Annotated in this window: 25 protein-coding genes and 1 pseudogene; 15 read left to right on the top strand and 11 right to left on the bottom strand. The window is 66.5% G+C overall.

Features of this window, described 5'->3' with window-relative positions:
- Positions 1–71 precede the first annotated feature (71 nt).
- Positions 72–347 carry a hypothetical protein gene (locus C4E04_RS02705; RefSeq protein WP_109594715.1) on the bottom strand — a complete coding sequence of 92 codons (276 nt, stop codon included), beginning with the start codon at positions 345–347 and terminating at the stop codon, positions 72–74.
- Between the two features lie 3 nt (positions 348–350).
- Complete coding sequence (locus C4E04_RS02700; protein WP_109594713.1) at positions 351–674, bottom strand: hypothetical protein; 324 nt, start codon at positions 672–674, stop codon at positions 351–353.
- A gap of 178 nt (positions 675–852) precedes the next feature.
- Between C4E04_RS02700 and clpB the strand changes: the two genes are divergently transcribed.
- From clpB to C4E04_RS21080, 5 genes are all read left to right on the top strand, one after another.
- Positions 853–3,477 carry an ATP-dependent chaperone ClpB gene (gene clpB, locus C4E04_RS02695; protein WP_109594711.1) on the top strand — a complete coding sequence of 875 codons (2,625 nt, stop codon included), beginning with the start codon at positions 853–855 and terminating at the stop codon, positions 3,475–3,477.
- A gap of 123 nt (positions 3,478–3,600) precedes the next feature.
- A complete protein-coding gene (locus C4E04_RS02690) occupies positions 3,601–4,329 on the top strand; it encodes a DUF4142 domain-containing protein (protein WP_109594709.1) in 729 nt (242 codons plus the stop codon).
- A gap of 102 nt (positions 4,330–4,431) precedes the next feature.
- Positions 4,432–5,058, top strand: a complete 627-nt coding sequence (locus C4E04_RS02685) for a hypothetical protein (protein WP_162559247.1) — start codon at positions 4,432–4,434, stop codon at positions 5,056–5,058.
- A gap of 214 nt (positions 5,059–5,272) precedes the next feature.
- The gene (locus C4E04_RS02680; protein ID WP_109594706.1) at positions 5,273–6,361 is read left to right on the top strand and encodes a TRAP transporter substrate-binding protein; all 1,089 of its coding nucleotides are present in this window, start codon (positions 5,273–5,275) and stop codon (positions 6,359–6,361) included.
- Between the two features lie 90 nt (positions 6,362–6,451).
- Positions 6,452–6,616 (top strand): hypothetical protein, encoded by a 165-nt coding sequence (locus tag C4E04_RS21080; RefSeq protein ID WP_174219247.1) that lies wholly within the window; start codon positions 6,452–6,454, stop codon positions 6,614–6,616.
- Positions 6,617–6,946: 330 nt separating this feature from the next.
- On the opposite strand, the gene C4E04_RS02675 is transcribed toward C4E04_RS21080, so the two are convergent.
- On the bottom strand, positions 6,947–7,831 hold the full coding sequence (locus C4E04_RS02675; protein WP_109594704.1) for a DMT family transporter: 885 nt from the start codon (positions 7,829–7,831) through the stop codon (positions 6,947–6,949).
- Between the two features lie 219 nt (positions 7,832–8,050).
- Between C4E04_RS02675 and C4E04_RS02670 the strand changes: the two genes are divergently transcribed.
- Positions 8,051–8,941, top strand: a complete 891-nt coding sequence (locus C4E04_RS02670) for a YihY/virulence factor BrkB family protein (protein ID WP_174219246.1) — start codon at positions 8,051–8,053, stop codon at positions 8,939–8,941.
- Between the two features lie 74 nt (positions 8,942–9,015).
- Here the strand turns inward: C4E04_RS02670 and C4E04_RS02665 are convergent.
- Together C4E04_RS02665 and C4E04_RS02660 are read right to left on the bottom strand one after the other, a co-directional pair.
- Positions 9,016–10,964 (bottom strand): annotated as a pseudogene (locus C4E04_RS02665) (bifunctional 2',3'-cyclic-nucleotide 2'-phosphodiesterase/3'-nucleotidase).
- A gap of 75 nt (positions 10,965–11,039) precedes the next feature.
- On the bottom strand, positions 11,040–12,194 hold the full coding sequence (locus C4E04_RS02660; protein ID WP_109594700.1) for a PLP-dependent aspartate aminotransferase family protein: 1,155 nt from the start codon (positions 12,192–12,194) through the stop codon (positions 11,040–11,042).
- A 43-nt stretch (positions 12,195–12,237) separates the two neighbouring features.
- Between C4E04_RS02660 and C4E04_RS02655 the strand changes: the two genes are divergently transcribed.
- Positions 12,238–12,774, top strand: coding sequence for a TspO/MBR family protein (locus C4E04_RS02655; protein ID WP_371682029.1), 537 nt, complete (start codon positions 12,238–12,240; stop codon positions 12,772–12,774).
- On the opposite strand, the gene hpt is transcribed toward C4E04_RS02655, so the two are convergent.
- Positions 12,764–13,354: a hypoxanthine phosphoribosyltransferase gene (hpt, locus tag C4E04_RS02650; protein ID WP_109594696.1), complete on the bottom strand. Its 591-nt coding sequence runs from the start codon at positions 13,352–13,354 to the stop codon at positions 12,764–12,766. The genes C4E04_RS02655 and hpt overlap by 11 nt on opposite strands.
- A 404-nt stretch (positions 13,355–13,758) precedes the next feature.
- Between hpt and C4E04_RS02645 the strand changes: the two genes are divergently transcribed.
- The 5 genes from C4E04_RS02645 to C4E04_RS02625 all read left to right on the top strand — a co-directional run bounded on the left by C4E04_RS02645 (position 13,759) and on the right by C4E04_RS02625 (position 17,592).
- A complete protein-coding gene (locus C4E04_RS02645; RefSeq protein WP_371682074.1) occupies positions 13,759–14,382 on the top strand; it encodes a cell division ATP-binding protein FtsE in 624 nt (207 codons plus the stop codon).
- 16 nt (positions 14,383–14,398) lie between these two features.
- Entirely contained in the window at positions 14,399–15,367 is a 969-nt protein-coding gene (locus tag C4E04_RS02640) for an ABC transporter permease (RefSeq protein WP_109600705.1), read from the top strand.
- Positions 15,368–15,505: 138 nt separating this feature from the next.
- A complete protein-coding gene (locus C4E04_RS02635; RefSeq protein WP_371682073.1) occupies positions 15,506–16,207 on the top strand; it encodes a YdcF family protein in 702 nt (233 codons plus the stop codon).
- A 114-nt stretch (positions 16,208–16,321) separates the two neighbouring features.
- Entirely contained in the window at positions 16,322–17,080 is a 759-nt protein-coding gene (locus C4E04_RS02630; protein WP_109594692.1) for a 1-acyl-sn-glycerol-3-phosphate acyltransferase, read from the top strand.
- A 149-nt stretch (positions 17,081–17,229) separates the two neighbouring features.
- Positions 17,230–17,592 (top strand): hypothetical protein, encoded by a 363-nt coding sequence (locus tag C4E04_RS02625; RefSeq protein WP_371682028.1) that lies wholly within the window; start codon positions 17,230–17,232, stop codon positions 17,590–17,592.
- A 177-nt stretch (positions 17,593–17,769) separates the two neighbouring features.
- Here C4E04_RS02625 and C4E04_RS02620 read toward each other — a convergent pair whose 3' ends face one another.
- Positions 17,770–18,306, bottom strand: a complete 537-nt coding sequence (locus C4E04_RS02620) for a gamma-glutamylcyclotransferase (protein WP_245416212.1) — start codon at positions 18,304–18,306, stop codon at positions 17,770–17,772.
- Positions 18,307–18,472: 166 nt separating this feature from the next.
- Between C4E04_RS02620 and C4E04_RS02615 the strand changes: the two genes are divergently transcribed.
- The gene (locus C4E04_RS02615) at positions 18,473–19,522 is read left to right on the top strand and encodes a DUF2125 domain-containing protein (RefSeq protein ID WP_109594688.1); all 1,050 of its coding nucleotides are present in this window, start codon (positions 18,473–18,475) and stop codon (positions 19,520–19,522) included.
- On the opposite strand, the gene C4E04_RS02610 is transcribed toward C4E04_RS02615, so the two are convergent.
- From C4E04_RS02610 to C4E04_RS02600, 3 genes are all read right to left on the bottom strand, one after another.
- The gene (locus C4E04_RS02610) at positions 19,516–20,463 is read right to left on the bottom strand and encodes a prephenate/arogenate dehydrogenase family protein (RefSeq protein WP_109594685.1); all 948 of its coding nucleotides are present in this window, start codon (positions 20,461–20,463) and stop codon (positions 19,516–19,518) included. The genes C4E04_RS02615 and C4E04_RS02610 overlap by 7 nt on opposite strands.
- Positions 20,456–21,559, bottom strand: coding sequence for a histidinol-phosphate transaminase (hisC, locus tag C4E04_RS02605; protein ID WP_109594683.1), 1,104 nt, complete (start codon positions 21,557–21,559; stop codon positions 20,456–20,458). The genes C4E04_RS02610 and hisC overlap by 8 nt, the downstream gene beginning before the upstream one ends.
- A gap of 89 nt (positions 21,560–21,648) precedes the next feature.
- The gene (locus C4E04_RS02600; protein WP_109600698.1) at positions 21,649–22,488 is read right to left on the bottom strand and encodes a chorismate mutase; all 840 of its coding nucleotides are present in this window, start codon (positions 22,486–22,488) and stop codon (positions 21,649–21,651) included.
- Between the two features lie 182 nt (positions 22,489–22,670).
- On the opposite strand from C4E04_RS02600, the gene C4E04_RS02595 reads away from it, so the two are divergent.
- Both C4E04_RS02595 and metW read left to right on the top strand, forming a co-directional pair.
- The gene (locus tag C4E04_RS02595; RefSeq protein ID WP_109594681.1) at positions 22,671–23,840 is read left to right on the top strand and encodes a homoserine O-acetyltransferase; all 1,170 of its coding nucleotides are present in this window, start codon (positions 22,671–22,673) and stop codon (positions 23,838–23,840) included.
- Entirely contained in the window at positions 23,840–24,472 is a 633-nt protein-coding gene (gene metW / locus C4E04_RS02590) for a methionine biosynthesis protein MetW (protein ID WP_109594679.1), read from the top strand. Before C4E04_RS02595 ends, metW begins: the two co-directional genes overlap by 1 nt.
- 88 nt (positions 24,473–24,560) lie before the next feature.
- Here metW and C4E04_RS02585 read toward each other — a convergent pair whose 3' ends face one another.
- Positions 24,561–24,746 (bottom strand): general stress protein, encoded by a 186-nt coding sequence (locus C4E04_RS02585; protein WP_109594677.1) that lies wholly within the window; start codon positions 24,744–24,746, stop codon positions 24,561–24,563.
- Positions 24,747–24,801: the final 55 nt, after the last annotated feature.

The following is a 24,801-nucleotide window of genomic DNA, read 5'->3' as shown; positions in this document are numbered from 1 at the left end:
GCCCTTAAGTGGCCGACAAGATCCTCCGGCCTTAAGCCGGAGGTATCCTTCAGCAATCCTATCGCGAAGAGTTAGGAGGCATCGCCCGACCGGGCGACCCGCGAGCGCTTGAGTTCTGCGGTGTTGAAGCCTTCCCGGGCTGGAATGTGATCGCGGTTCTTGGCCTCGTGCGGCTGCATGCCCTCATTCGCCGTCCGATGCGGCGGGACGTGCGAACCGGACTCAGCTTCCTGCTTCATGCGCAGGGCCTTCTCGGCATTGGCGCGCAACTCCTCACGCGCCTTCTGGGCCCGGCGGGTCCTCGGGTTGAGCTTGGACAGGGCACCGGTCAGCTTGGATAGGATCATCGTTTACTCCTTGGCGCGCGAGAGCACGTCCTCGTCGGTTTCGTCTGGATTACGGTTCGGCTCGGACCCTTCGGGCCAGACGGGGACCTGTCCGCTCGGTGGGATCGTGCCGGTACCGGTGGAATCGCCGTCATCCCATTCGGGGCCGGCCTGCAGCCCCTCCTGGGCTACGAAATCATTGGCTTTCTGGGTCGTGTCGCCGAAGGTCCGTGGGGTTACGGAGGGCTTGCGCTCTGCCGGGCTCTCCGGAACCGCCATGCCGAGCTCGGAATTGCGGGCCAGATCGGCCCGGGCTTTCTCGGCATCGGAACGCGGATCGCGTGTCATGCTCACCTCCTCGATTGATGGGAGGTCAATGCCAGCCTTGCAAAGGGGTTCCCCCTCTTGTTGTGGCTGATCCGCCACACCACCTTATCCTCAGCGGATGCTTCGCAAGGAAGGTCCGACATCGAAAGGACCTGCCCGGGCCGCGTGACGGACGGACAGGCTCCAGGAGGGGTGACAGATGAATTTCGAGAAATATACCGAGCGCGCCCGCGGCTTCGTGCAGGCGGCCCAGAATCTGGCCATGCGCGAAGGCCATCCGCAGCTGGCTCCGGGCCATGTGCTGAAGGTGCTGCTCGACGACCCGGAGGGTCTCTGCGCAGGCCTGATCGACCGGGCCGGCGGCCGCTCCCGCGAGGCTCACGCCGCGGTCGAGCAATGGCTCGCCAAGCAGCCCAAGGTGTCCGGCGCGGCCTCGCAGCCGCAGGCGACGCGCGAGCTGATGCGCTTCTTCGACAATGCCGAGAAGACCGCCGAGAAGGCAGGCGACTCCTACGTCACCGTGGAGCGCATGCTGCTGGCGCTCGCCATGGAGAAGGACACGGATGCCGGCCGCATCCTGGCGCAGGCGGGCGTGACGCCGCAATCGCTGAACGCCGCCATCAATGCGCTCCGCAAGGGCCGCACGGCCGACAACGCGACTGCCGAGAACGCCTATGACGCGCTCAAGAAATATGCCCGCGACCTGACGGAAGCGGCCCGCGAGGGCAAGCTCGATCCGGTGATCGGCCGCGACGAGGAGATCCGCCGCACGATCCAGGTTCTGTCCCGGCGCACCAAGAACAACCCGGTTCTCATCGGCGAGCCCGGCGTCGGCAAGACCGCCATCGTTGAAGGCCTGGCGCTGCGCATCGTCAACGGCGACGTGCCGGAATCGCTCAAGGACAAGCAGCTGCTCGCCCTCGACATGGGCGCGCTGATTGCGGGCGCGAAATATCGCGGCGAGTTCGAGGAGCGCCTGAAGGCCGTGCTCAGCGAAGTCACGGCTGCGGAAGGCGGCATCATCCTGTTCATCGACGAGATGCACACGCTGGTCGGAGCCGGCAAGGCGGACGGCGCCATGGACGCGTCGAACCTCCTCAAGCCCGCGCTTGCCCGCGGCGAGCTGCACTGCGTCGGCGCGACGACCCTCGACGAGTACCGCAAGCACGTGGAGAAGGATGCGGCGCTCGCTCGCCGGTTCCAGCCGGTCTTCGTCAGCGAGCCCACCGTGGAGGACACGGTGTCGATCCTGCGCGGCCTGAAGGAGAAGTACGAGCAGCATCACGGGGTGCGCATCACCGACTCGGCGCTGGTGGCTGCCGCGACGCTGTCGAACCGCTACATCACCGACCGGTTCCTGCCCGACAAGGCCATCGACCTCGTGGACGAGGCTTCCTCGCGCCTGCGCATGCAGGTCGATTCGAAGCCTGAGGAGCTCGACAACATCGACCGCGAGATCGTGCGCCTGAAGATCGAGCAGGAGGCCCTCAAGAAGGAGACCGATACGGCCTCCAAGGACCGCCTTGCGCGGCTCGAGAAGGAGCTTGCCGATCTCGAGGAGCAGTCGGCCGCCATCACGGCGCGCTGGAAATCCGAGAAGGACAAGCTCGGCCGCGCCGCGGAGCTCAAGAAGCGCCTCGACGAGGCGCGGACGCAACTCGGCCAGGCGCAGCGCACAGGCGATTGGGCAAAGGCGGGCGAACTCTCCTACGGGATCATTCCGGGTCTGGAGAAGGAGCTCGCCGACACGGAGGCCAAGGGCGACGGCGCCGGCATGATGGAAGAGGCGGTGACGCCCGACCACGTGGCGCAGGTCGTCTCGCGCTGGACCGGCGTGCCTGTCGACAAGATGCTCGAAGGCGAGCGCGAGAAGCTCCTCCAGATGGAGCTGCAGCTCGCGAAGCGCGTCATCGGTCAGCGCGAGGCGGTGGAAGCCGTCTCGACAGCGGTGCGCCGTGCCCGCGCGGGCCTGCAGGATCCGAACCGGCCCATCGGCTCGTTCATGTTCCTCGGCCCCACAGGCGTCGGCAAGACCGAGCTGACCAAGGCGCTGGCGAGCTTCCTGTTCGACGATGAGACGGCGCTCGTTCGCATCGACATGTCGGAATACATGGAGAAGCACTCGGTCGCCCGGCTCATCGGCGCGCCTCCCGGCTATGTGGGCTATGAGGAGGGCGGCGCGCTGACAGAAGCCGTCCGCCGCCGGCCCTATCAGGTGGTGCTGTTCGACGAGATCGAGAAGGCGCATCCGGACGTGTTCAACGTGCTGCTCCAAGTGCTCGACGATGGGCGCCTCACGGACGGCCAGGGCCGCACCGTGGACTTCCGCAACACGCTGATCATCATGACGTCTAACCTCGGGGCCGAATATCTGGTGAACCAGCCGGAAGGCCAGGACACCGATGCGGTCCGCGACGAGGTGATGGGCGTGGTGCGGGCGCATTTCCGGCCCGAATTCCTCAACCGCGTCGACGAGATCATCCTGTTCCACCGGCTGAAGCGGTCCGAGATGGGCGCCATCGTGGATATCCAGGTCGCCCGCCTGCAGAAGCTCCTAGAGGATCGCAAGATCACCCTCGAGCTCGCTCCGGAGGCGCGCGAGTGGCTCGCCGACAAGGGCTACGACCCGGCCTATGGCGCGCGCCCCCTGAAGCGCGTGATCCAGAAGAACGTGCAGGACCCGCTCGCCGAGCAGATCCTGGCCGGCGAGATCCACGACGGCGAACACGTGGCCGTCCAAGCGGGCCCCGAGGGCCTGACGATCGGCGGCGTGCCGGTGGCAAGGACCGCCGAGCGCGCGCCGGAGGGCGTGCGGCTGAACTAAAGCCGTTCGGACTATCCTGAAACCAAAGCCCCGCGGGAGACCGCGGGGCTTTTTGCATGGTCTTCGGCCGAACAAACCGCCTCCGACGCGCGTTCGCCCCGTGAACCCAGCAGGAGACATCCGATGCCCCGCCGTCTCGCCATTGTCGGCCTTGCCGCCGTTCTCGCCTGTCCGGCCCTCGCCCAGCAGGTGCAGCAGAACCAGGCCATTCCCTATCCGACCACACCGCAGCCTGCGGAAACGCAGACCAACCAGGGTCTCGGCCAGAATGTCCAGCAGCGCGAGCAGCGGGTCCGCCAGGGCGGCGCACCTCAGGATACCCGGGCGCAGACGAACCAGGGACAGGCCGGCGCTACGGCCCAGATGGGCCAGCAGCAATCCCAGGCCGACCGGCAATATGTGGAGCAGACCCTCGCGGCCGGCACCGTCTCGCTCCAGGCCTCCAACTTCGCCGCCACGAAAGCGCAGAACCCGCGCGTGAAGCAATTCGCCGGGTTCGAGATCGCCGAGCAGAACACCCTGTCGGACGTGATGCATTCCATGGCCGAGCCGACCGCCACCTCCTCCACCACGAAAGGAGCGCAGCAGGCGGCCTCGACGGCACCGGAGCTGCCGCAGAATGATGCGGCCGCCATGGAGCGCATGTCGAAGGCGCAAGGTGGTCCGGCCTTCGACAAGGACTACGTCGCCATGCAGCTCAAGGGCCACCAGGACCTCTTCGCCGTCCAGGAGCGCTACCTGCAGGGCAATCCGCAAAACCGCGAACTCATGAATGTCGCGAAGCTCGCAATGGGCCAGATCAGGGAGCACATCGCCCTGCTCCAGGACATCCAGAAGGAGCTTGGCCAGTAGCAAGGCTACAGGCGCGCCGTTTCAGGAACCCGTCTTCCCGAAGGGGCGTTGGCCCTTGAAGAGGTGGGCATGAGGCCCGCGACAAGCAAAAAGGAGCTTTTCATGGCGCAGGACAAGCGCGGCCGTCCGCCGGAGCCGGATGTGGACGAGGTGCTTAATGAGGAACTGCAGGCAGAGCAAGGCGGCCCGGACTTCATCGCGGGGCCGACCCAGCGCAATGAGGTCGGCAATGCCAAGCGCGCTGCCGCAAAGGCCACCGGCATCATGGGCGCGACCAAGAAGCTCGATCCCGATCTCGACATCGCTCATGTGGAGGATGGCCGCATCAGGAGCGGCTCCAATGCGGGAATCCGCGGCTTCCACGAAGTTCCGCCGGAGCGCGGCGCCGAGGATGTGAGCGTCACGCTCACCAACGCTGAAATCGCCGAGAGCGTGCCGACCACGGCCATCAAAAGCCCCGCAAAGGCACCCGCGCGCGCATCGGAAGGGTCCTCTGCGGGGCGGCCCAAGGGGATCACGCCCGATTCGGGCCGCCAGCGTGTGCCCGCTCCGGGCAATGCGGTCGCGGCTCCGAAGGGCGCCTTCGTGCGCGGGCATCCCACGGCGACGCAGGCCGGCGGGCGTTCGCAATCCTCCACCGGTGACGAGAAGCCCCCGAAGCGCTCCGCTCGCGGCGACGGCCCGCAGATGAGCCGGCCCCTGTCCAAGGGCGGCAGCGAGGAACGCTGAGCCGGAGGGCCTGCCCTCTAAGCCTGATCCGGCCTCCGCCCGTCTCCACGGGCGGAGGCCGTCTGGCGTCGAGCCATGCCCTGAACCCCTCGGCACCCATTCGTTTCCGGCTCGTGCCTTTCCCTTACGTGATGTGCGATGCTACCTGTTCGCAGCCCCGGCACAGGCCTCGTGCCACGACCGGACCGACAAACTTCGCAGGGAGAGGAACCCCATGGACAGAAGAACGATGCTCAAGGGTGCAGGATTGGCCGCCGCCGCAGGCGTGGCTTCTCCGGCCATCGCGCAGACCCAGCCGGAAATCCGCTGGCGCATGGCCTCCAGCTATCCGAAGAGCCTCGACACCCTCTATGGTGCCGGTGCCCAGATCGCCAAGCGTGTGGCCGAAGCGACCGACAACAAGTTCCAGATCCAGGTCTTCGCGGCCGGTGAGCTGGTGAGTGGACTTCAGGTGCTCGACAGCGTCCAGAACGGCACCGTCGAATGCGGCTACACCCTGTCGAGCTTCTATATCGGCAAGGACCCCACATTCCAGTTCGAGACCTCCATGCCCTGGGGCATGAACGTGCGCCATCACAACGCCTGGATGATGTATGGCGGCGGGCTCCAGCTCGTGCGCGAATTCATGAAGGACTACAATGTCATGCCGTTCCCGGCGGGCCAGACCGGCGCGCAGATGGGTGGCTGGTTCCGCAGCGAGATCAAGGCCGCGCAGGATCTCAAGGGCCTGAAGATGCGCATTGCCGGCATGGGCGGGCAGATCATGTCCCGCCTCGGCGTCGTGCCGCAGGTGCTTGCCGCGGGCGACATCTACCCGGCCCTCGAGCGCGGCACCCTCGATGCGGTGGAGTTCTCGGGCCCCTATGACGACGAGAAGCTCGGCTTCGTGAAGGTGGCCAAATACTATTACTACCCCGGCTTCTGGGAAGGGTCGGCCCAGCCCTCGCTCTACGTCAACATGGACAAGTGGAACGGGCTGCCGGCCTCCTACAAGGCGATCCTTGAGGCGGCCTGCGCGGAGGCGAACGCCCAGTGCGTCATGAAATACGACGCCGAGAACGCCGAGGCGGTCCGCCGCCTGGTGGCGCAGGGCGCACAGCTGCGCGCCTTCCCACGGGATATTCTCGAATCGAGCTACAAGGAAGCCTACGCGTTCTACAATGAGATCGCTGCCGCCAATCCGAAGTTCAAGAAGATCTACGATTCGTGGAATGCGTTCCGCGAGAAGGAATATACCTGGTTCCGGATCGCCGAACTGCCGTTCGACTACTTCGTCTATACCCAGCAGGGCCAGCCGCGCTGACGCAACGCTTGCCTCTTAAAGGGATCGGATCCGGCTCTCGGGCGTTGTCATTCCACAACGGGCCGACTTCGCCCGAGCAGGAGATCGTTCATGAAGGACAAGCCTCATAACCAAGAGTCGCAACACAACAAGAGCGATATCAAGGATAAGAAGCTGCCCGAGAATTCAAAGGAAAGCCTCGACCGCAAGCTCGACGAGGGCGTGGAAGAGACCTTCCCGGCCAGTGATCCGGTCTCGGTCAAGATCACCAAGTAGGATCCTGCCATCCCCTGAAAGCCTCAGGCCTCCCGCCTGGGGCTTTCGCGCATCTGGAGCCTGGATCCTCCAGAGGAAGAGTGTTTCCCTCGTCATTCCGGAGTCAAGCCCGCCATGACGGGAAGGTCATACACTGTCATTCCGGGGCCGCATCAGCGGAGCCCGGAACCCATAATCGCCAGCGTTTCAGAACGAGGCATTACGAGAACCGCTGCAATTTCTTCTGCTTTGTCAGCGGTTCTGGGTTCCGGGCCTGGCCCTCCGGACCATCCCGGAATGACGATAGGGTTCGCCGCGATTTCTTCTCCACAAGGGGAAGGCGAGCAAACCCTAGCGCCGGCTCGCGATGGCGACCCCGAAGGCCGCGAAGCCCATGCCGACGATCTGCACGAGGCTCAGGGTCTCGCCGAACAGGGCGAAGGCCATGAGGGCCGCGACCGGCGGCACAAGATACAGAAGGGTCGCGACCCCGACCACGGCTCCGCGGCGGATGAGATAGAGCAGGAGGCCGATGGCTCCGATGGACAGGCCGAGCACCGCCCAGGCCAGGGCGCCGATGAGCGGCATCGCCCATTCGATCCGCCCTTCTTCCGTCAGAAGCACCATCGGCACCGTCACGGCGGCCGCGCCCAGATACTGGATAGCGACGTTCGCCCTGAGATCGCCCGTGCCGCCCCTCCGCTTCTGCCAGACCGTGCCGAGCGTGATCGAGAGCATGCCCAGAAGGCCGACCGTGAGGGCCGCGGGCGGCATGCTGCTCTCCCCGAGCTTCGGCAGGATCACCAGGGCGGCGCCGAGAAAGCCAATGGCGATTCCGGCCCAGCCCCGGAGCGGCACGCGCTCGCCGAGGAGAGGTCGGGACAGGATGGCGGTCGCGAGCGGCTGGAGGCCCGCGATCAGGGCCATGATCCCGGCCGGCAGCCCGTTCTTCACGGCCCAGAAGACACCGCCCAGGTAGAAGCCGTGCAGCAGGATTCCGGCGACCAGACCATTCGTCCATTCCCGCCCGGTCCGAGGCCAGGGCACCCGCGCGACGGTGACCACCGCGACGAGCACCGTGAGGGCGAGAAGGTAGCGCACCAGCAGGAACGTGAGCGGTTCCGCATAGGGCGCGACGATCCGCGCGACGATGAAGCCCGTGGCCCAGATCGCGACGAAGAGGGGCGGCGCGAGGCGCGCCAGAAGGGGTTCGGAGGTCGGGGCGTCGGAGGACATGGGATCAGGACACGGGAGGAAGAGCCACGGCGCCGGGCCGCGACGGGCCGGCATCCTAGAGCATCCCGCGGAAAAGTGGACCCGGTTTGCACTTAGACGATGCTCTCATTCGAAGAGGAAATACCGGACCAGAGGCAAGGACGGCCGCAAAGGCCTATCGATTCGCACGCGAAGCATCCTAAGTTCCCTGTCTCGTGTTTTACCGGTCGGGGAAGTTTGTTGAGCCGCCTGCGCCTTTGCTTTGAACTCGTTACGGTCGCCGCCAACCGCTTCCTGCTTCACGACGCCTGGGCGATTGCCAGCCATATCGCCCTCTCGGTGCTGACCTCCATGTTCCCATTCCTCATCCTGCTCACGGCGCTGGCGGGCCTGTTCGGAACCGGGACCCTGGCCGACGAGGCCGCGAACATCATTCTGGAAGCATGGCCGCGGGAAGTGGCGGAGCCGATCGCCGGGGAGATTCACCGGATCCTGACCGGGCGGCGCAGCGATGTGCTTACCTTAGGCCTGGTCCTGGCCCTCTACTTCGCGTCGAGCGGCGTCGAAAGCCTGCGGGTCGGCCTCAATCGCGCCTATGGCCTGCGCGAGACGCGGGCCTGGTGGCTCACCCGCCTCGAATCGCTGGCCTTCGTCATGGGTGGCGCCCTGGTGATGCTGGCCCTCGCGCTCCTCGTGGTGCTCGGGCCCTTCGTCTGGCGCGGCGCGCTCTACTGGGTTCCGGCCCTCCGGCCCCTGGACAGCCTGATCGGCTTCGTCCGCATCGGGACCGCGACCCTCATCATCGTGGCCGGGCTTCTCGTCGCCCACAAGTTCATCCCGGCCGGACGGCGCAGCATCCTCTCGATTTTGCCGGGGGTCTGCGTGACGCTCCTGCTCTGGCTCCTCGGCGGCCTCGGCTTCGGCTGGTACCTCGAATATTACCCCGGCGCCTATGCGTCGACCTATGGGGGCCTGTCCACCGCCATGGTGGCGCTGATCTTCCTCTACACCCTCGGGGCGATCTTCCTTTTCGGGGGAGAGCTCAATGGCACCATCCAGGCGGCCAAGCAGGGACGCCTGGACGACATGAAGGGCTACGACCAGGTCGAGGACGTGGTGAAGCTGCCGTAAGCGCGGAGGGCTTCCGCTCACGAAAAAGGCGGCCAGAGGGTTTCCGGCCGCCGAATGCTGTTCGCAGGGGCTCGTCAGCCGACGACGCGGTACTTGATGAAGCCCTCGGGCGCGTCGCCCATCTTCTCCACCTTGATCCCGGCCGGCTGGTAGGCCACCGCGTTGGGACCCGTCGTGAAGATGACGGTCGCGTTGCCGGGCGGCGGCAGGAGCGACCATGAGCCGTCTGCCTTGGGCGCCACCTCCTTGCGTTCAATGATGTAGCGCATGATGGCGTCACGGGTGAGGTCCGGCGCATCGAGCACGATGGTGGTGCCGTCGTTGCCGGGGAAGTTGCCGCCGCCTCCGGCGCGGTAATTGTTCGTCGCCACGATGAAGACCTGATCGTCCGCCACGGGCTTGCCGTTATAGGTCAGGTCCTTGATACGGTGCGCATCCGGGTTCACGAGCTTGCCGTCATTGTCGTAGCGGGAGGCCTGCGTCGGATCGATCTTGTACTGCACGCCGGCGATCACGTCGAAATTGTAGGCCGGGAACTTGGGATTGATGAGCTCCTGCTCGTCGCTCTTCGCCGGATCGATCTGGTTGTAGATGCCGGCCGAGCGCTCCAGCCATTCGCGCACCTGCGCGCCCGTCACCTTCACGGCGCGGATCGTGTTCGGATAGATGTAGATGTCCGCCATATCCTTGATGGCGAGCGGGCCCGGCTTGATCTCGGTGTAGTAGTTCGGGCCACCGCGCCCGCCAGCCTTGAACGGCGCGGCCGCCGAGAGGAGCGGCAGGTCCTTGTGCGGCGTGGTCTTGAGCAGGTCCGCCACATACCAGGCCTGCGCCTCGGCCACGAGCTTCACGGACGCGTCGTCCGCCACCAGCGAGTAATAGGAATGGATCGGAACGGCCGTGGTGCCGACCGGCTCGCGCACGTATTTCAGCGTCGCCTCGTGATCGGCCTTCACGGCCGCCAGCACGGCGGCGTCCGACTCGGTCTTCGCCACCACCTTGCGGTCGACGCGGTCGTAGATCGGGCGCAGCTCGGTGCGGAAATTCGCAACCTTCCAGGCACTGCCGTCGCGTGCCAGCTCCAGGTCGATCATCCCGAGATGGCTGCCCCAGAAACCCGCCATGACGGCAGGCTTGCCGTGCAGGGTGCCGGCCTTCACGTCGACGCCCGGAATGTTGTTGAACTCCTTGCCGCCCGGGAAGGTGAAATGCTGGTGCCCGGTGAGGATCACGTCGATGCCGTCCACCTTGGCGAGGTGAAGGGCCGCGTTCTCCTCGCCACCCTTGCGCTCGCCGCCCGCGATGCCCGAATGGCAGAGCGCCACGACGATGTCGGCACCCGCCTTCTTGAGATCCGGCAGATGCTTCTGCGCCGCATCGACAATGTCGATGGTGGTCGCCTTGCCGTCGAGATTGGCCTTGTCCCACTGCACGATCTGCGGCGGCACGAAGCCGATCACGCCGACCTTCAGCTTCTGCTTGGCGCCGGCCTCGTCCGTGAATTCCCGGTCGAGGATGAGCCAGGGCTTACGCAGAGGCGAGCCATCGGCCTTGATCACATTGGCGCAGACGATGGGGAATTTCGCTTCCCCAAGGGAATTCTCGAGGAACTCGAGCCCGTAGTTGAACTCGTGATTGCCCAGCGTCCCGCAATCGTAATTCAGGGTGTTCATGGCGGCGACCATGGGATGGACGTCGCCCTTCTTCATGCCGCGGCGATAGGCCACGAAATCGCCGAGGGGCGAGCCCTGGATCAGGTCGCCGTTGTCGAACAGGAGGCTGTTCTTCGCCTCGCCCGCGCATCCTTCACGAGAGTCGCGGTCCGGGCCAGGCCCACCGTGTCGTCCGCCGCGTCACGATAATAATCGTACGGCATGATGTTCACGTGCAGGTCGGTGGTCTCCAGGATGCGGAGCTTCACCACCGGCTCGGCGCCGAAGCCGACCTTCGGCAGGGCCACGACGGCAGCGGCGGCGACGCCGGTCTGCAGGACGCGCCGGCGGGTAATCGAGGGCGATGTCATGTGTGTTTCTCTCGGAAGGTCGTTCTTCTTGCCTCCAGGAGAACACGAGTTTTGTGACAAGATCAACACGGGCCCTCAGGCCGCGCGCAGGGCCTCGTCCAGATCCGTGAAGAGGTCGTTCACGTCCTCGATGCCGGTGGAGAGGCGAAGCAGATCAGGCGGACAGGGCGTGCCGGGCCCTTCGATGGAAGCCCGGTGCTCGATCAGGCTCTCGACCCCGCCGAGGGACGTGGCCCGCTTCCACAGACCGACCCGCGCGGCGGCTCGAATGGCGGCCGCCTCCCCGCCCGTGAGCTGGATGGACAGCATGTAGCCGAACCCGCCCTCCATCTGCCGTGCCGCAACGTCATGTCCCGGGTGCTGCGGGAGACCCGGATAGAGCACGCGGGCGACCTTGGGGTGCTCGCTCAGGCGCTCGGCCAGGACCATGGCGCTGCGGGCCTGGGCGGCGGCGCGCAGGTGGAGCGTGCGCATGCCGCGCATGAGGAGATAGGCCTCGAACGGCCCGAGGATCGCGCCCTGCATCTTGCGGATGGAGACGATCCGGTTCCAGAACTCGTCCGCCTTCGCGCCCGCGAGCACACCCGCCACCACGTCCGAGTGGCCGTTCAGGACCTTCGTGGCCGCGTGCATGACGATGTCGGCTCCGAGCGCCAGGGGCCGGGTATGGACCGGAGATGCGGTGGTGGAATCGACCGCGAGCCGCGCGCCGGCCGCATGGGCGATCTCGGCCGCGGCCTCGATATCCGTGATGGTCCAGAGAGGGTTCGAGGGTGTCTCGGCCCAGACCAGCTTCGTCCGCCCGGGGATGACGGCCTTGCGCAGGGCGTCGAGGTCGTCCGTCTCGGCGAAATCGATCACGAGGCCCCAACGGGCCGCCTCGGTGGCGAGCCAATTGCGCAGGGCCCAATACATGACCTTGGACGCGACCACATGGTCGCCCGGCTCCAGCGCCTGGAACACCGCGGTCGCGGCCGCCATGCCGGAGGAGAACAGCAGGGCGCCTGCATCCGCCTCTTCGAGCATGGCCAGCACGGCCTCCGCCTCCCGGACGGTGGCGTTGTCCGGGCGCCCATAGACAAAGCCCGACGAATAGGCATTGTCCTCGTCACGGATATAGGTCGTCGCGACATGGATCGGCGGCACGACCGCCTTGGTGATCGGATCCACGTGGCCCATGGCCTGTGCCGTAAGGGAACGCTTAGACCAGAGCAGATGCGACGGCGACATCGGAACCTCCGAAAAGGGGGACGGGTTGCAGACAGGACAGCACATGGCCTTTACAGGGAATCGAACCGTCATGCACCCCGGCGATACCGCCCTGCCCGACCGCCCGACGCCGCCTTTCAGGCGTTTTCTGGCTGCCGTCCTGCCGGTCGCGGCGGCGGGCGTGCTGGGATCGATCGCCACCACCCCGAATATCCCGACCTGGTATGCGGGCCTCGCCAAGCCCGGCTTCACGCCGCCGAACTGGCTGTTCGGCCCGGTCTGGACACTGCTCTATGCCATGATGGCCTACGCGCTCTGGCGCATCCTGTCCCTGCCGAAGAACCACCCGGGACGGCCGGGAGCCGTCGCGGCCTTCTTCGTCCAGCTCGCCCTCAACGCCCTGTGGTCCTGGGCCTTCTTCGGCGCGCAGGCGCCGCTGGCGGGCCTCGTGGTGATTCTCGCGCTCATCGTCGCCATCGTGGCGACGATCCGCGCCTTCTGGCCCCTGGACCGCGCCGCGGCCCTGCTGCTCGTGCCCTATCTCGCCTGGGTGACCTATGCGACGGCGCTGAATGCCGCCATCTGGCGGCTCAACCCTTAGCCGATGGAGCCTTGGCCGGCTGGTCGAACAGGTCCGGGTTCTTGTCGAGGTGATCGACCACCCCGACAAAGGGCAGCTGGCGGTAGGAATGGGCCACGTCCATGCCGTAGCCGACCACGAACACGTCCGGGCAGGTAAAGCCCACGAAATCCGCATCGATGGACACAGCCCGCTTGCCGGGCTTCTCCAGGAGCACGGTGGTCATCACGCGCTTGGCGCCGCGGGCCATCAGCAGGTCCTTGGCGAACGTGACGGTGCGGCCGGATTCCAGGATGTCGTCCACCAGGAGCACGTCGCGCCCGCGCACGTCGCTCTCCACATCGCGCAGGATCGCCACCTGCCCGGACGACACGGTGCCGTCGAGATAGCTGGAGAGGTGTACGAACTCCACCTGCGGCTCCAGCCCGGCCCGGTGCAGGGCACGGATGAGATCGGCCGCGAACATGAAGCTGCCCTTCAGGATGGCGACAACCAGAAGGTTTTCGGGCTTGGCGCGCGCGATGTCCTGCGCCAGCTCCTCGTTACGCCTGGCGATCGTCTCTTCGTCGAAGAGAACCCGGATGCGGGGGATACCTGTCATCGTCAATCCGTTCACGCAGAAAGGCCCGCTGCGGACGGCCGGGCCGGGAGAATTTCCCCTTCGTGACCATGACGGCGCCGGGAAGTCAAACGGAGAAGTCGGGACACGCCGCCCCTGCGGCTTCAACTCGCTCCCGGGCGACGGGGGAGGTTCATCCGGCAACGAAGTTCCGCTAGCATCGCGACGCCTGGATCCTCCCGCCCTTCGACGTCCCGGATCTTATGGACTTGTTTGCAGGGAGTGGCCCATAAACGATGCGAATCGAAAAGCGGCGGGCCGCCTGCCGCTCGAACGAAACCCCGTGAAGGACGGTCTGGCTGCGCGTGGAAGCGTTTTACGATAGCGAATTCGACCGGGACGCGGCCCCGGTCGTCCATTTCGAGAATGTGGGCGTACGCTACGGCATGGGCCCCGAGGTCCTGCGGGATCTTACCTTCTCGATCGAGCCCCACTCCTTCCAGTTCCTCACCGGCCCGTCGGGCGCCGGCAAGACCACGCTCCTGCGCCTGATCCTCCTCGCTGTGAAGCCGACGCGCGGGCTGATCTCCCTGTTCGGGGAGGACGTGTCGGGCATTTCCAAGGATTCCCTGACGGACCTGCGGCGGCGCATGGGCGTCGTCTTCCAGGATTTCCGCCTTCTCGACCACCTCACCACCTACGAGAACGTGGCGCTTCCCCTGCGCGTCCAGGGCAAGGAAGAGACGAGCTACCGGGCCGAGGTGGTGGAGCTGCTGCGCTGGGTCGGCCTCGGGGACCGCATGCACGTGCTGCCGCCGGTCCTCTCGGGCGGCGAAAAGCAGCGCGCCGCCATCGCCCGCGCGCTCATCGTGCGCCCCGACCTGCTGCTCGCCGACGAGCCCACCGGCAACGTCGACCCATCCCTCGCCCGGCGGCTCCTGCGCCTGTTCATCGAGCTGAACCGGCTCGGCACCTCGGTCGTCATCGCGACCCACGATTTCAGCCTCATGGACCAGCTCGACGTCCGCCGCCTCGTTCTCGGCGACGGCCGGCTGCATATCGACGAGTGAGCGGCGGGTGAGCGACATGAACGACCTCACCCCCACGCGCGGTCCGCGCCCGCAGGCCCAGGACAAGCGTCCCCTGCCGGCCTCCCTGCGGCGCAACGCGCCCCTGGTGCCGGTCGATTCGGCGGGGGGCCAGGCGCTCGCCGCCGTAATCGCGATTCTGACCTTCCTGGCGGCCCTCTGCGCCGGCGGCGCCGAGCTCGTGGCCTCGAGCTCGACCCAGTGGCGCTCGGACGTGGCCCGGGAGGTCACCATCCAGGTCCGCCCGAACCCGCAGCGCTCGATGGACGATGACGTGGCCCGCGCCGTGGCCCTGGCCCGGCAGACGCCCGGGATCGAGGAGACCCAGGCCTTCTCGAAGGCCGAATCGGAGCGGCTCCTGGAGCCCTGGCTCGGCACGGGGCTCGACTTCAACGACCTGCCGGTGCCGCGCCTGATCGTCCTGAAACTGGAGGCCGGGGCAAAACCGGACTTTACGAAGCTGCGGCAATCCCTGCGCGAACAAGTGCCCGGCGCCAGCCTCGACGACCATGCGCTCTGGGTCTCCCGCCTCTCGACCATGGCCAATACCATTATCGGCGTGGGCGTCGTCCTCGTCGCTCTGGTCCTTCTGGCGGCCGGGCTCGCCGTGACCTTCGCGACGCGGGGCGCCATGGCCGGGAACCGGGAGGTTGTGGATGTCCTGCATTTCGTGGGAGCGACCGACGATTTCATCGCCCGCGAGTTCCAGCGCCGCTTCTTCAAGCTCGGATTGCGCGGAAGCGCTGCGGGCGCCGGCGCGGCCCTCGCCATGACCATCGGGCTCGGGCTTCTCACCCAGTCCTGGCGCGCAAGCCCCGCAGGCGACCAGCTGGAGGCCCTGTTCGGCTCCTTCAACATCGGCTGGCGCGGCTATTTGGTCGTGATTCTGATCGCCCTCGCGGTGGCGCTGATCACAGGAATCGTGTCCCGACTGACCGTGAGACGCTTTCTTAACGGAAATGGTTGATGATTCCCCTCAGTCAAAAGGGTTGCCTCTCCATTGCCGCATTCTGCATTATCGTCCGCCGAGATGACCTCGCGCACGCAGAACCTGGCCATAGCCAGTGCCGCAGACACGATGGAAGCCCTGGGCTGGGGCTGGACCATGTCGGGATCGCCCGCTGCTCCGGGTAGACGGTCGCGGAGGAGACGCGTGCTGCGTTTAGGATTTTACGCTGCGGCAACCAGCCTGGTGCTGCTTTTCTTGGGCTTCCTCGTCTTCGTCTATTCCCTCGACCGTTTCGAGCAGAAGCCCGAGACCCGGGCCGACGGCATCGTGGCCCTGACGGGCGGCGCCCAGCGAATCGGCGACGCCATCGACCTGCTCGCCCAGGGCTATGCCAAGCGCCTCCTCATCTCCGGCGTCAATGAAAAGACCAGCCGGGACGAGATCTTCCGCCTCAATCCCGGCCAGCGGCGCCTGTTCGATTGCTGCGTCGACCTGGATTATCGCGCCCGCAACACCATCGGGAACGCCATCGAGACCCGGCGCTGGGCCGAGCAGCACCAGTTCGACGCCCTGATCGTGGTCACGTCGAACTACCACATGCCCCGCACCCTGGTGGAACTCGACCACGCCCTGCCGAACCTGCAGAAGATCCCCTACCCCGTAGCGGCGACCATCGACCCGCACGATTGGTGGCGCAACCTCTCCACCGCCAAGGTGATCTTCTCCGAATATCTGAAGTTCTTGGTCGTCTGGGTCCGCACCCGGTTCGAGAAGGATCCCGAGCATTCCTCGGCCGCGAAGATCCTGAGCGGCGGCCGGCCGATCCAGCACGTCTCGGCGGGTCCGCTCTGGCGCTGACGGGGAGCGCTCCCCTCTGTCCCGTATCCCCGGGGCCGGTTTTTCCTTGTCCCCCGGGCACGAACATGGCTTAGAGAGGCATGCGGGGAATAACCCGCCCCTCCCGCCGAAGCCATGCTGATCCTCCGCTCCCTTCTGTTCAACATCGCCTTCTACGTGAACATCATCCTCTGGATGATCGCGCTGATTCCGACGTTCGCGCTGCCCCGGCGGGTCTTCATGCGCGGTGCGCAGCTCTGGGCCCTCTCGTCCCTCTGGCTGCTTCGCGTGATCGCCGGAACGAAGGTGGAGATTCGCGGGCGCGAGCGAATTCCCGAGGGCGGTCTCCTCGTGGCGGCAAAGCACCAGTCCCTGTGGGAAACCTTTGCGCTCCTGCCCCTCTTCAAGGACCCGACCTTCATCCTGAAGCGGGAGCTCATGTGGATCCCCGTCTTCGGCTGGTACGCCCGCAAGGCGGATTGCGTGCCGGTGAACCGCAAGGCCGGCTCGCAGGCCCTGATGCGCATGATGGCGCGGGCCCATGAGGAGGCGAAGGAAGGCCGCCAGATCGTGATCTTCCCCGAGGGGACGCGGCGTCCGCCCGGCGCCGCTCCGGCCTACAAGTTCGGCGTCGTCCACCTCTACCAGAACCTGGACGCTCCCTGCCTGCCGATCGCGCTGAATTCCGGCCTCTTCTGGCCCCGGCGCCAGTTCATCCGGCGGCCCGGGACGATCCTGGTTGAGATCCTGGATCCGATCCCGCCGGGGCTGCCCCGTGACGCCTTCTTCCGGCGCATGCAGGAGGCCATCGAAGGGACGTCCGAACGGCTCGTGGCCGAAGGCCGCCGGGAGCTGGGCCTCCGGGCCCCTTCGCCGAACGAGTCCGCCGCCTGACCTCACAAGGGTTTGGAACGTTTACGCCTCAAGGATTCTTGACGCTTGCGTCGGCAATTCTTATCTTAGAACAAATGGCGAACAAACGAACCATATCATGGTCCATGGCCATGCGGGATCTCCGCAACGATCGGGCGAGGAGAGCAGGTGTGCGTGAGGAGCGCCTGAGAGCGACCGCGGGATTGAGGACCACCGAAACCTTGAGTTCCTGGCGTGGCCGCTCCGGCCGGCGCTACATCGTCGGCGTGCATCCCCTGGTCGAGACGGAGGTCTTCGAGGTGACGACGGACGCGGTGATTCTCGCGGTCAAGCGCGACGCGACGGGAACCGCCCACGTCATCGATGTCGCCACCATTGCGTCCTACCCGGGCGAGCAGGCCCGCGCCCGCTGGGTGGCCGAGGTCCAGAACCGGGGCGCCAACGAGATGCATGTCCACCGCCTCGCCCATGACGAGGGCGAGCGGCGCGCCATGATCGACGATCTGCGTGAGGACGACGAATCGGTCGGCTAAGACTGATGGCATCGCCCCCGTCATTCCGGGGCCACGCCGCGGAGCCCGGAACCCATAACCGCTGACGATGCAGGATAAAGCACAGCGGTTCTCGCAATGCCTTGTTCTGAGACGCTGGTGGTTAGGGGTTCCGGGCTCGGCTCTCAGAGCCGCCCCGGAATGACGGAGGGCAAATTACTATTCCACCGCCCCGCTCAACCGCTCCAGCAGCGGATCGACGACACCCATTCCGATCAGGTGCTCATGGGTCGAGCGGACATAGTCCGGATTGCGGCCCGAAATCCCTTCCCCACGGCGGACCAGGTCCACAGTCTCCTCGAAGGACAGGCGGCCCGCATATTGCGGGTGCTTGCGGTCCACGACATAGGCAAGGGCCGTGATTCTCTGGCCATCGACGAGGCGCACGGGCAGCTGCCGCTCCAGATAAACGGCGGTCGCCTGCTCGCGTTCTCTCAAGTAATGGACCGTAGCGTCGGCCTCCTCCGGCGCCACGCGAAACGCGACCCCGTGGCAGCGCCCGCCCCGGTCGAGGCCGAGGACGAGGCCCGGCCTCTCGGGCGTGCCGCGATGGACATGGGAGAAGACGCAGAGGGAGCGGTGATAGCCGAAGAGCTGGGCGCGCTGCCTTTCGACGAAAGGGAAACCCGGCCGCCACATGAGCGAGCCGTACCCGAAAACCCACAAAAAGTCGGTGTCCTGCATGTTCACCGCCATGCCCGATCCTTGCCCGGATCGGGGATTAAAGCACGATGCCCCAGGGAATGGGTTTTGCGCCCGATCCCGCTCTCCCTTATGGAAGCGCATGGCCTGCCGGAGCCGCCGCCTCCACGGCGGTGGATGGGCTATCAGTTACCAAGAAGCGACACAATAGGAGACCCGTATGGGCGAGACCCCCGCAGAGAATGGCCGCTCCAGCCGCTTCTGGCTCTATACGCCCTTCGTGCTCCTGCTCCTGGTAGCGGTCGCCTGGAGCATCGCCTGGTTCGTGATCCGCAGCCGGACGAGCGATTCCATCGACACCTGGTTTGGCCTGGAGGCCAAGGCCGGTCGGCAATGGACCTGCCAGGACCGGAGCGTCGGGGGCTTCCCGTTCCGCATGGAGGTGACCTGCAGCGCCCTGAATCTGACCCATGGGGCCGTGAAGGCCTCGTTCGGCCGCGTCGAATCGGTGGCGCAGGTCTACCAGCCGCGTTTCGTCATCACCGAGGTCGAAGGCCCCTTCCGCTGGACGGACGGCACCGTCGTGGTCGAAGCCCGTTGGGACCTGCTCCAGACCAGCGTCCATGCCACGAATACCGGCCTGCAGCGGCTCTCGACGGTGGCTCAAAACCCCGCCGTCACGGTGACCGGCGTGACGCCGGACCCTATCGCCGTGACCGGGAGCGAGATGGAATTTCATGTCAGGCCCGATCCGACCCGCAGCCAGGACAAGGCCTACGACCTGGCATTCTCCGTCGACAAGGCGCGGCTTCCGCTCCTGGGCAACCTGATCGGCGGCGCCGAGCCGACGGATCTTCGGGCCGACCTGACCGTGACCCAGGCGGAAGGCTTCCGGGGCAGGCCGATGGCTGAGGAGTTGGAACGCTGGCGCAGCGACGGCGGCCGTCTCGCCGTCGAGATGCTGTCCCTGAGCAAGGGGGCCCGCCGGGTGGAGGCCAAGGGAGAGCTCGGCCTCGACGCGCAGCACCGCCCCTCGGGCCTCCTCAACGTCTCGGCCGCTGGCCTCGACGGGATTCTGGGCTCCGTCATGGGCAACCGCACCGGCGGCGCGCTGCTCGGAGCCCTGCTGGGCGGGGCGCGCGCCTCAGGCAACGCCACCAAGCCCGGGCAACCGGCCCTGACGCCGCTGCCGCCCCTGCGGCTCGACAACGGTGTCCTGGCGCTCGGCCCCTTCGTGATCCCCAGCGTGAAACTGCCTGCGATCTACTGACCGTCGCGGCGGCGCCCGAAATCGGGCTCCGGCGTTTCCTGCCCTTCGGAGATGATGCCCCGGCGGATCGCCCGGGTGCGGGTGAACAGGTCGAAGAGCTTGTCGCCCTCACCCCAGCGGATCGCCCGGGCGAGGAGCGCGATGTCCTCGTTGAGGCGGCCGAGCATCTCCAGCACCGCCTCCTTGTTGTGGAGGAACACGTCCCGCCACATGGTCGGGTCCGAGGCGGCGATGCGGGTGAAATCCCTGAAGCCGCCGGCCGAGAACTTGATCACCTCCGACTGGGTCACGGTCTCCAGGTCCGCGGCCGTGCCGACGATGTTGTAGGCAATGAGGTGGGGCACGTGGCTCGTGATGGCGAGGACCAGGTCATGGTGCTGCGCCGTCATGACCTCGACGTTGGACCCCATGGCGGACCAGAATTCCCGCACCCGCTCGACGGCCCCCTCGTCAGCGCCCTCAGGCGGCGTGAGGATGCACCAGCGGTTGAAGAACAGCGTGGAGAAGCCCGCATCGGGGCCGGAATGCTCCGTTCCGGCGACCGGATGGGCCGGGACGAAATGGACTCCGGCTGGAAGATGTGGCTGGACCTGGGCAATCACCGAGGCCTTCACGGAGCCCACGTCGGACACGATCGCGCCAGGCTTGAGACCGGGCGCCATAGCGGCAGCCACGGCTCCGCAGACCCCGACCGGCACGCACAGGATGACGAGATCCGCATTCCGGACCCCGGCCGCGAAATCGGCCGTCACCTCCTCGGCGAGCCCGAGCGCCCGCACCCGCGCCAGGACGCCCTCGTCCCGATCGATGGCCACGAGGGTGCCGGCGAGATTGAGGTGCCGCGCGGCCCGGGCGATGGATGAGCCGATCAGGCCGAGGCCGATGAGGGCGACGCGCCCGAAGAGCGGCGTCTGACGGGGAGGACCGAGACGCTCAGGCATGGTCGCCCTTGCCCAGGAATTCGCGCAGGGTTGCGACCAGGAGCCGGTTCGCCTCCTCGTCCCCGATAGTGAGGCGCAGGGCATGGGGCAGGCCGTAGCCGTCGATCCGGCGAAGGATGAGGCCCCGGCTCGTCAGGAAGGCGTCCGCGTCCTTGGCGGTCCGGCCCTCTTCCCGGGGGAAATGGATGAGCAGGAAGTTGCCCACGCTCGGAGTCACGGTCAGGCCCAGCGCCTCGATCTCGCGGGTGAGCCAGGCGAGCCAGGTCTCGTTGTGCTCGATGGACTTCGCCACATGGGCGTCGTCCTGGATCGCCGCGACGGCGGCCGCCAGGGCGGGACCATTCACGTTGAACGGCCCCCTGATCCGGTTGACCGCATCCACGATGTGCGCGGGCGCGACCATCCAGCCGATCCGGAGATTGGCGAGGCCGTAGATCTTCGAGAAGGTGCGGGTCATCACCACGTTCTCGGCCGTGGCCACAAGCTCGAGGCCCGCCTCGTAATCGTTCCGGCGCACGTATTCCGCATAGGCCGCATCGAGCACGAGGAGCACGTTCGGGGGCAGGCCCGCATGGAGGCGCTTCACCTCGTCGAAGGGAAGATACGTGCCCGTCGGGTTGTTGGGATTGGCCAGGAAGACGATCCGGGTCTTCGGGGTCACCCGGGCCAGGATCGCGTCCACGTCGGCGCGGTAATCCTTCTCGGGCGCCACCACGGGCACGCCACCCGCCGCCAGGATGGCGATGCGGTAGACCAGGAAGCCGTGCTCCGAGAAGATCCCCTCGTCTCCCGGGCCCACATAGGCGTGAGTGAGGAGCGCCAGAAGCTCGTCGGACCCGGCGCCGCAGACGATGCGGCCGGCATCGAGGCCGTATTTGGCCGCGATGGCCTCCCGCAGGGCGGTGGCCGATCCGTCCGGATAGAGCTCCAGATGGTCGAAGGAGCGGATGGCCTCGATGGCCTTCGGCGAGGGGCCTAGGGGCGTTTCGTTGGACGAGAGCTTATGGATCTTCGAAACCCCTGCGGCCGCGCTCTTGCCGGGCACATAGGCCTCGATCTTCAGGACGCCGGGACGGGGTTCGGGACGGGCGGACATGGGGACGCTTCCTGGAAAAGGGACCGGATGCGGGATGGCTCTCGACCATCGCCGCGAAAGGTGGACATCGCTCTAGCGCAGCTTTGGGCTCATTTCACGCGGAAACGTTCCGCATGACTGCCGATCTCGACGAGCTCGGACAGGCTCGCGCCCGCGTCGGTCAGAGCCCCGTGCAGCCGGGACGGCTCCACGGTTCCGGGAACGGCGATCAGGACGGACAGGCCATAGGCATCGGCCGCGCTGGCGACCGCCTCGCCGCCAAGGCCCGCCAGGGCCCCGGTCACGTCCTTGTGCCAGCGCTCGAACTGGGCCGCATAGAGGACGACATCGCGCACGGCCGCATCGGTCAGGGGCTTGGAGATGACGTAGACGGGCGTGCCGGCCGGATGGTCGGGCCGCTCGATGAAGGGCAGGCGCGCGATGATCTTCGGCCGGTCCTTGTCCGCGAGCGCCCGCCACCAGGCGCCGCTGGAGGCGCCCTGGTCGATCCGGAAGATGCCGAGATCGCCGCGGCTCGACGCCACGGTCTCGATCACGGCGGCGGCGCTCGGATGGCTGAGATACGGAACCGTAAAGCCGAAGTGGAACCGGGCCGAATCGCGCATTGGCGCATCGCCGCCGGAAATGTCCGCATGCACCGCATAAGGCGCCTGGACATACGTGAAGGTCGCGATGATGACCCGCCAGATGCTCTCCACGGTGTCGAGGGGCAGGAGGCCCTTATGCCGCTCGGCGAGGGCCCGCATCATGGAGGCCTCGCGGCCCGGACGGAAGGCCGAACCGGATTCGGAGGTTTTCTTGACCGAGATCAGCCGGTCGATGATCGTGCCCCGCTCCATCAGAAGCCGGTGCATGGCCTCGTCGATCCGGTCGATTTCCTGCCGCAGCTGGGCCAGGGCGGGCGCGGGGGTCGGATTATCGGTGGACATGGGACATTCCTGAATGACGGCGCTCTTCTTCGCAGCCTGGAACGCCCCTGCCAAGTCTCAATAAGCTCTCAAGAGGCCTCGAATGGGCCTTCGCTTCCCTGCCATGCGGTCATGTTCGTTGACCTCGACGCGGCGCCGCATTACCGCTGTTCGAAAGATCGAACGCGTTCGCCAGGCTGAGTATGACCAGTGCTTTTCAACCGCCCGAGCCGCGAAGCCAGGTCGACGATCCGTCGAGCCCGGTCGCACGCTTCGGCGCGGACGAGCCCCTGGTGCTTGATGCGGGCGTCCTCCTGGGCCCTTGGCAGATCGCCTACCAGACCTATGGGACCCTGAACGCCGAGCGGTCCAACGCCATCCTCATCTGCCATGCCCTGACGGGCGACCAGCATGTGGCCAATGTCAGCCCGGTGACGGGCAAGCCCGGCTGGTGGACCACCATGGTCGGACCGGGGCGGCCGATCGACACGGACCGCTTCTTCGTGATCTGCGCCAACGTGATCGGCGGCTGCATGGGCACGACGGGCCCGGCCTCCACCAACCCGCAGACCGGCCAGCCCTATGCGGTCGACTTTCCGGTGATCACCATCCACGACATGGTGCGGGCACAAGCGGCGCTGATCGACCGGCTCGGGATCGAGAGCCTGTTCTGCGTCATCGGCGGCTCCATGGGCGGCATGCAGGTGCTCCAATGGGCCGCGAGCTATCCGGAACGGGTCTTCGCGGCGCTGCCCATCGCGGCCGCGGCGCGCCATTCGCCGCAGAACATCGCGTTCCACGAGGTGGGCCGGCAGGCCGTGATGGCCGATCCAGATTGGCGCGGCGGCCGCTACCTCGTCGAGGGAACGCGGCCGACGAAGGGCCTCGCGGTCGCCCGCATGGGCGCGCACATCACCTATCTGTCCGAAATGGCCCTCCACAGGAAGTTCGGGCGCAACTACCAGGATCGCAGCGCGCCGACCTTCTCGTTCGATGCGGATTTCCAGATCGAGAGCTATCTGCGCTACCAGGGCCTGTCCTTCGTCGAGCGCTTCGACGCCAATTCCTACCTCTACGTGACCCGGGCCATGGATTACTTCGATCTCGCGGCCGATTACGGCGGCAGCCTGGCGCGCGCCTTCAAGGGATCGGCGACGCGCTTCTGCGTCATCTCGTTCACGTCAGACTGGCTGTTCCCCACATCGGATTCCCGCGCCATCGTCCATGCCCTCAATGCCGCCGCGGCGTCCGTCGCGTTCGTCGAGGTGGAGAGCGACAAGGGCCACGACGCCTTTCTCCTCGACGAGCCCGAGATGTTCGCGGCCGCGCGCGGCTTCATCGATGCGGCGGCCCGTGTTCGAGGGATCGCCTGATGGATCCGCGAACGGCCGCCTCTCAGGACGGAACCCGCCTCGACTTTCTTCTAGTCGCCGACATGGTCGCGCCCGGTTCGCGGGTGCTCGACGTCGGCTGCGGCGACGGATCGCTCTTGGCGCTGCTGCGTGACCGCAAGGGCGTCGACGGACGCGGGATCGAGATCTCCCGCGAGGGCGTGAATGCCTGCCTCGCCAAGGGCCTGCCGGTGATTCAGGGCGATGCCGACACGGACCTTGCCGATTACCCGGACGACGCCTTCGATTACGTCATCCTATCGCAGACCATCCAGGCGACGCGCCAGCCCAAGGTCGTGCTGGAGCAGCTGCTGCGCATCGGGCGGCGCGCCATCGTGTCATTCCCGAATTTCGGCCATTGGCGCGTGCGGCTGGAGCTTCTGTTCAAGGGCCGGATGCCCGTGACCGAGAACCTGCCCTATTCCTGGCACGACACGCCCAATATCCATTTCTGCACGATCCGCGATTTCGTCGAGTTGTGCCGGGAGGTCGGCGCACAGATGGAGAAGGCGGCAGCCCTCGACGCCGGAGGGCACCCCGTGCGTGTTGTCCTGCCATGGTGGGCCTGGAATCTACTGGGCGAGCAGGGCGTGTTCCTGCTGACCCGGCGATAAAGCGGGTGCCGTCTCTCGGGAGGAAGCTCTCACAGCAAGAGGGCCGCCTTTCGGCAGCCCTCCGGGAGGAGTCCGATTTGTTGCGGCGCTAGTAATTGCCGCCGCGCGAACGTTGACCGCCCTTACGGCCGGCCTCGCTCGCCAGATTGCGATCCTTCGAGAAGGAGCGATCTTCCGCCGAAACGCTCTCGCCGCCTTTGCGGGAGATCTCGTGCTGCTTCTCCTTGTCCATCGAACCGAAGCCACGGCTCGAAGATCCAGAACGGCTTGCCATCACTCAACACTCCATGATTGCCCGTTTGGGACACGGCTAACGCATGGAATCATCG

The organism is Microvirga sp. 17 mud 1-3, assembly GCF_003151255.1.
GTDB lineage: Bacteria > Pseudomonadota > Alphaproteobacteria > Rhizobiales > Beijerinckiaceae > Microvirga.
The sequence above is the reverse complement of the archived record's forward strand: the minus strand, read 5'-3'. Positions and strand labels throughout refer to the sequence as shown.

Coding starts and splice junctions, on each gene's coding strand:
- C4E04_RS02705 (WP_109594715.1), bottom strand. CDS start 347: ATGATCCTATCCAAGCTGACCGGTGCCCTGTCCAAGCTCAACCCGAGG.
- C4E04_RS02700 (WP_109594713.1), bottom strand. CDS start 674: ATGACACGCGATCCGCGTTCCGATGCCGAGAAAGCCCGGGCCGATCTG.
- clpB (WP_109594711.1), top strand. CDS start 853: ATGAATTTCGAGAAATATACCGAGCGCGCCCGCGGCTTCGTGCAGGCG.
- C4E04_RS02690 (WP_109594709.1), top strand. CDS start 3,601: ATGCCCCGCCGTCTCGCCATTGTCGGCCTTGCCGCCGTTCTCGCCTGT.
- C4E04_RS02685 (WP_162559247.1), top strand. CDS start 4,432: ATGGCGCAGGACAAGCGCGGCCGTCCGCCGGAGCCGGATGTGGACGAG.
- C4E04_RS02680 (WP_109594706.1), top strand. CDS start 5,273: ATGGACAGAAGAACGATGCTCAAGGGTGCAGGATTGGCCGCCGCCGCA.
- C4E04_RS21080 (WP_174219247.1), top strand. CDS start 6,452: ATGAAGGACAAGCCTCATAACCAAGAGTCGCAACACAACAAGAGCGAT.
- C4E04_RS02675 (WP_109594704.1), bottom strand. CDS start 7,831: ATGTCCTCCGACGCCCCGACCTCCGAACCCCTTCTGGCGCGCCTCGCG.
- C4E04_RS02660 (WP_109594700.1), bottom strand. CDS start 12,194: ATGTCGCCGTCGCATCTGCTCTGGTCTAAGCGTTCCCTTACGGCACAG.
- C4E04_RS02655 (WP_371682029.1), top strand. CDS start 12,238: ATGGCCTTTACAGGGAATCGAACCGTCATGCACCCCGGCGATACCGCC.
- hpt (WP_109594696.1), bottom strand. CDS start 13,354: ATGACAGGTATCCCCCGCATCCGGGTTCTCTTCGACGAAGAGACGATC.
- C4E04_RS02645 (WP_371682074.1), top strand. CDS start 13,759: ATGGGCCCCGAGGTCCTGCGGGATCTTACCTTCTCGATCGAGCCCCAC.
- C4E04_RS02640 (WP_109600705.1), top strand. CDS start 14,399: ATGAACGACCTCACCCCCACGCGCGGTCCGCGCCCGCAGGCCCAGGAC.
- C4E04_RS02635 (WP_371682073.1), top strand. CDS start 15,506: ATGTCGGGATCGCCCGCTGCTCCGGGTAGACGGTCGCGGAGGAGACGC.
- C4E04_RS02630 (WP_109594692.1), top strand. CDS start 16,322: ATGCTGATCCTCCGCTCCCTTCTGTTCAACATCGCCTTCTACGTGAAC.
- C4E04_RS02620 (WP_245416212.1), bottom strand. CDS start 18,306: ATGGCGGTGAACATGCAGGACACCGACTTTTTGTGGGTTTTCGGGTAC.
- C4E04_RS02615 (WP_109594688.1), top strand. CDS start 18,473: ATGGGCGAGACCCCCGCAGAGAATGGCCGCTCCAGCCGCTTCTGGCTC.
- C4E04_RS02610 (WP_109594685.1), bottom strand. CDS start 20,463: ATGCCTGAGCGTCTCGGTCCTCCCCGTCAGACGCCGCTCTTCGGGCGC.
- hisC (WP_109594683.1), bottom strand. CDS start 21,559: ATGTCCGCCCGTCCCGAACCCCGTCCCGGCGTCCTGAAGATCGAGGCC.
- C4E04_RS02600 (WP_109600698.1), bottom strand. CDS start 22,488: ATGTCCACCGATAATCCGACCCCCGCGCCCGCCCTGGCCCAGCTGCGG.
- C4E04_RS02595 (WP_109594681.1), top strand. CDS start 22,671: ATGACCAGTGCTTTTCAACCGCCCGAGCCGCGAAGCCAGGTCGACGAT.
- metW (WP_109594679.1), top strand. CDS start 23,840: ATGGATCCGCGAACGGCCGCCTCTCAGGACGGAACCCGCCTCGACTTT.
- C4E04_RS02585 (WP_109594677.1), bottom strand. CDS start 24,746: ATGGCAAGCCGTTCTGGATCTTCGAGCCGTGGCTTCGGTTCGATGGAC.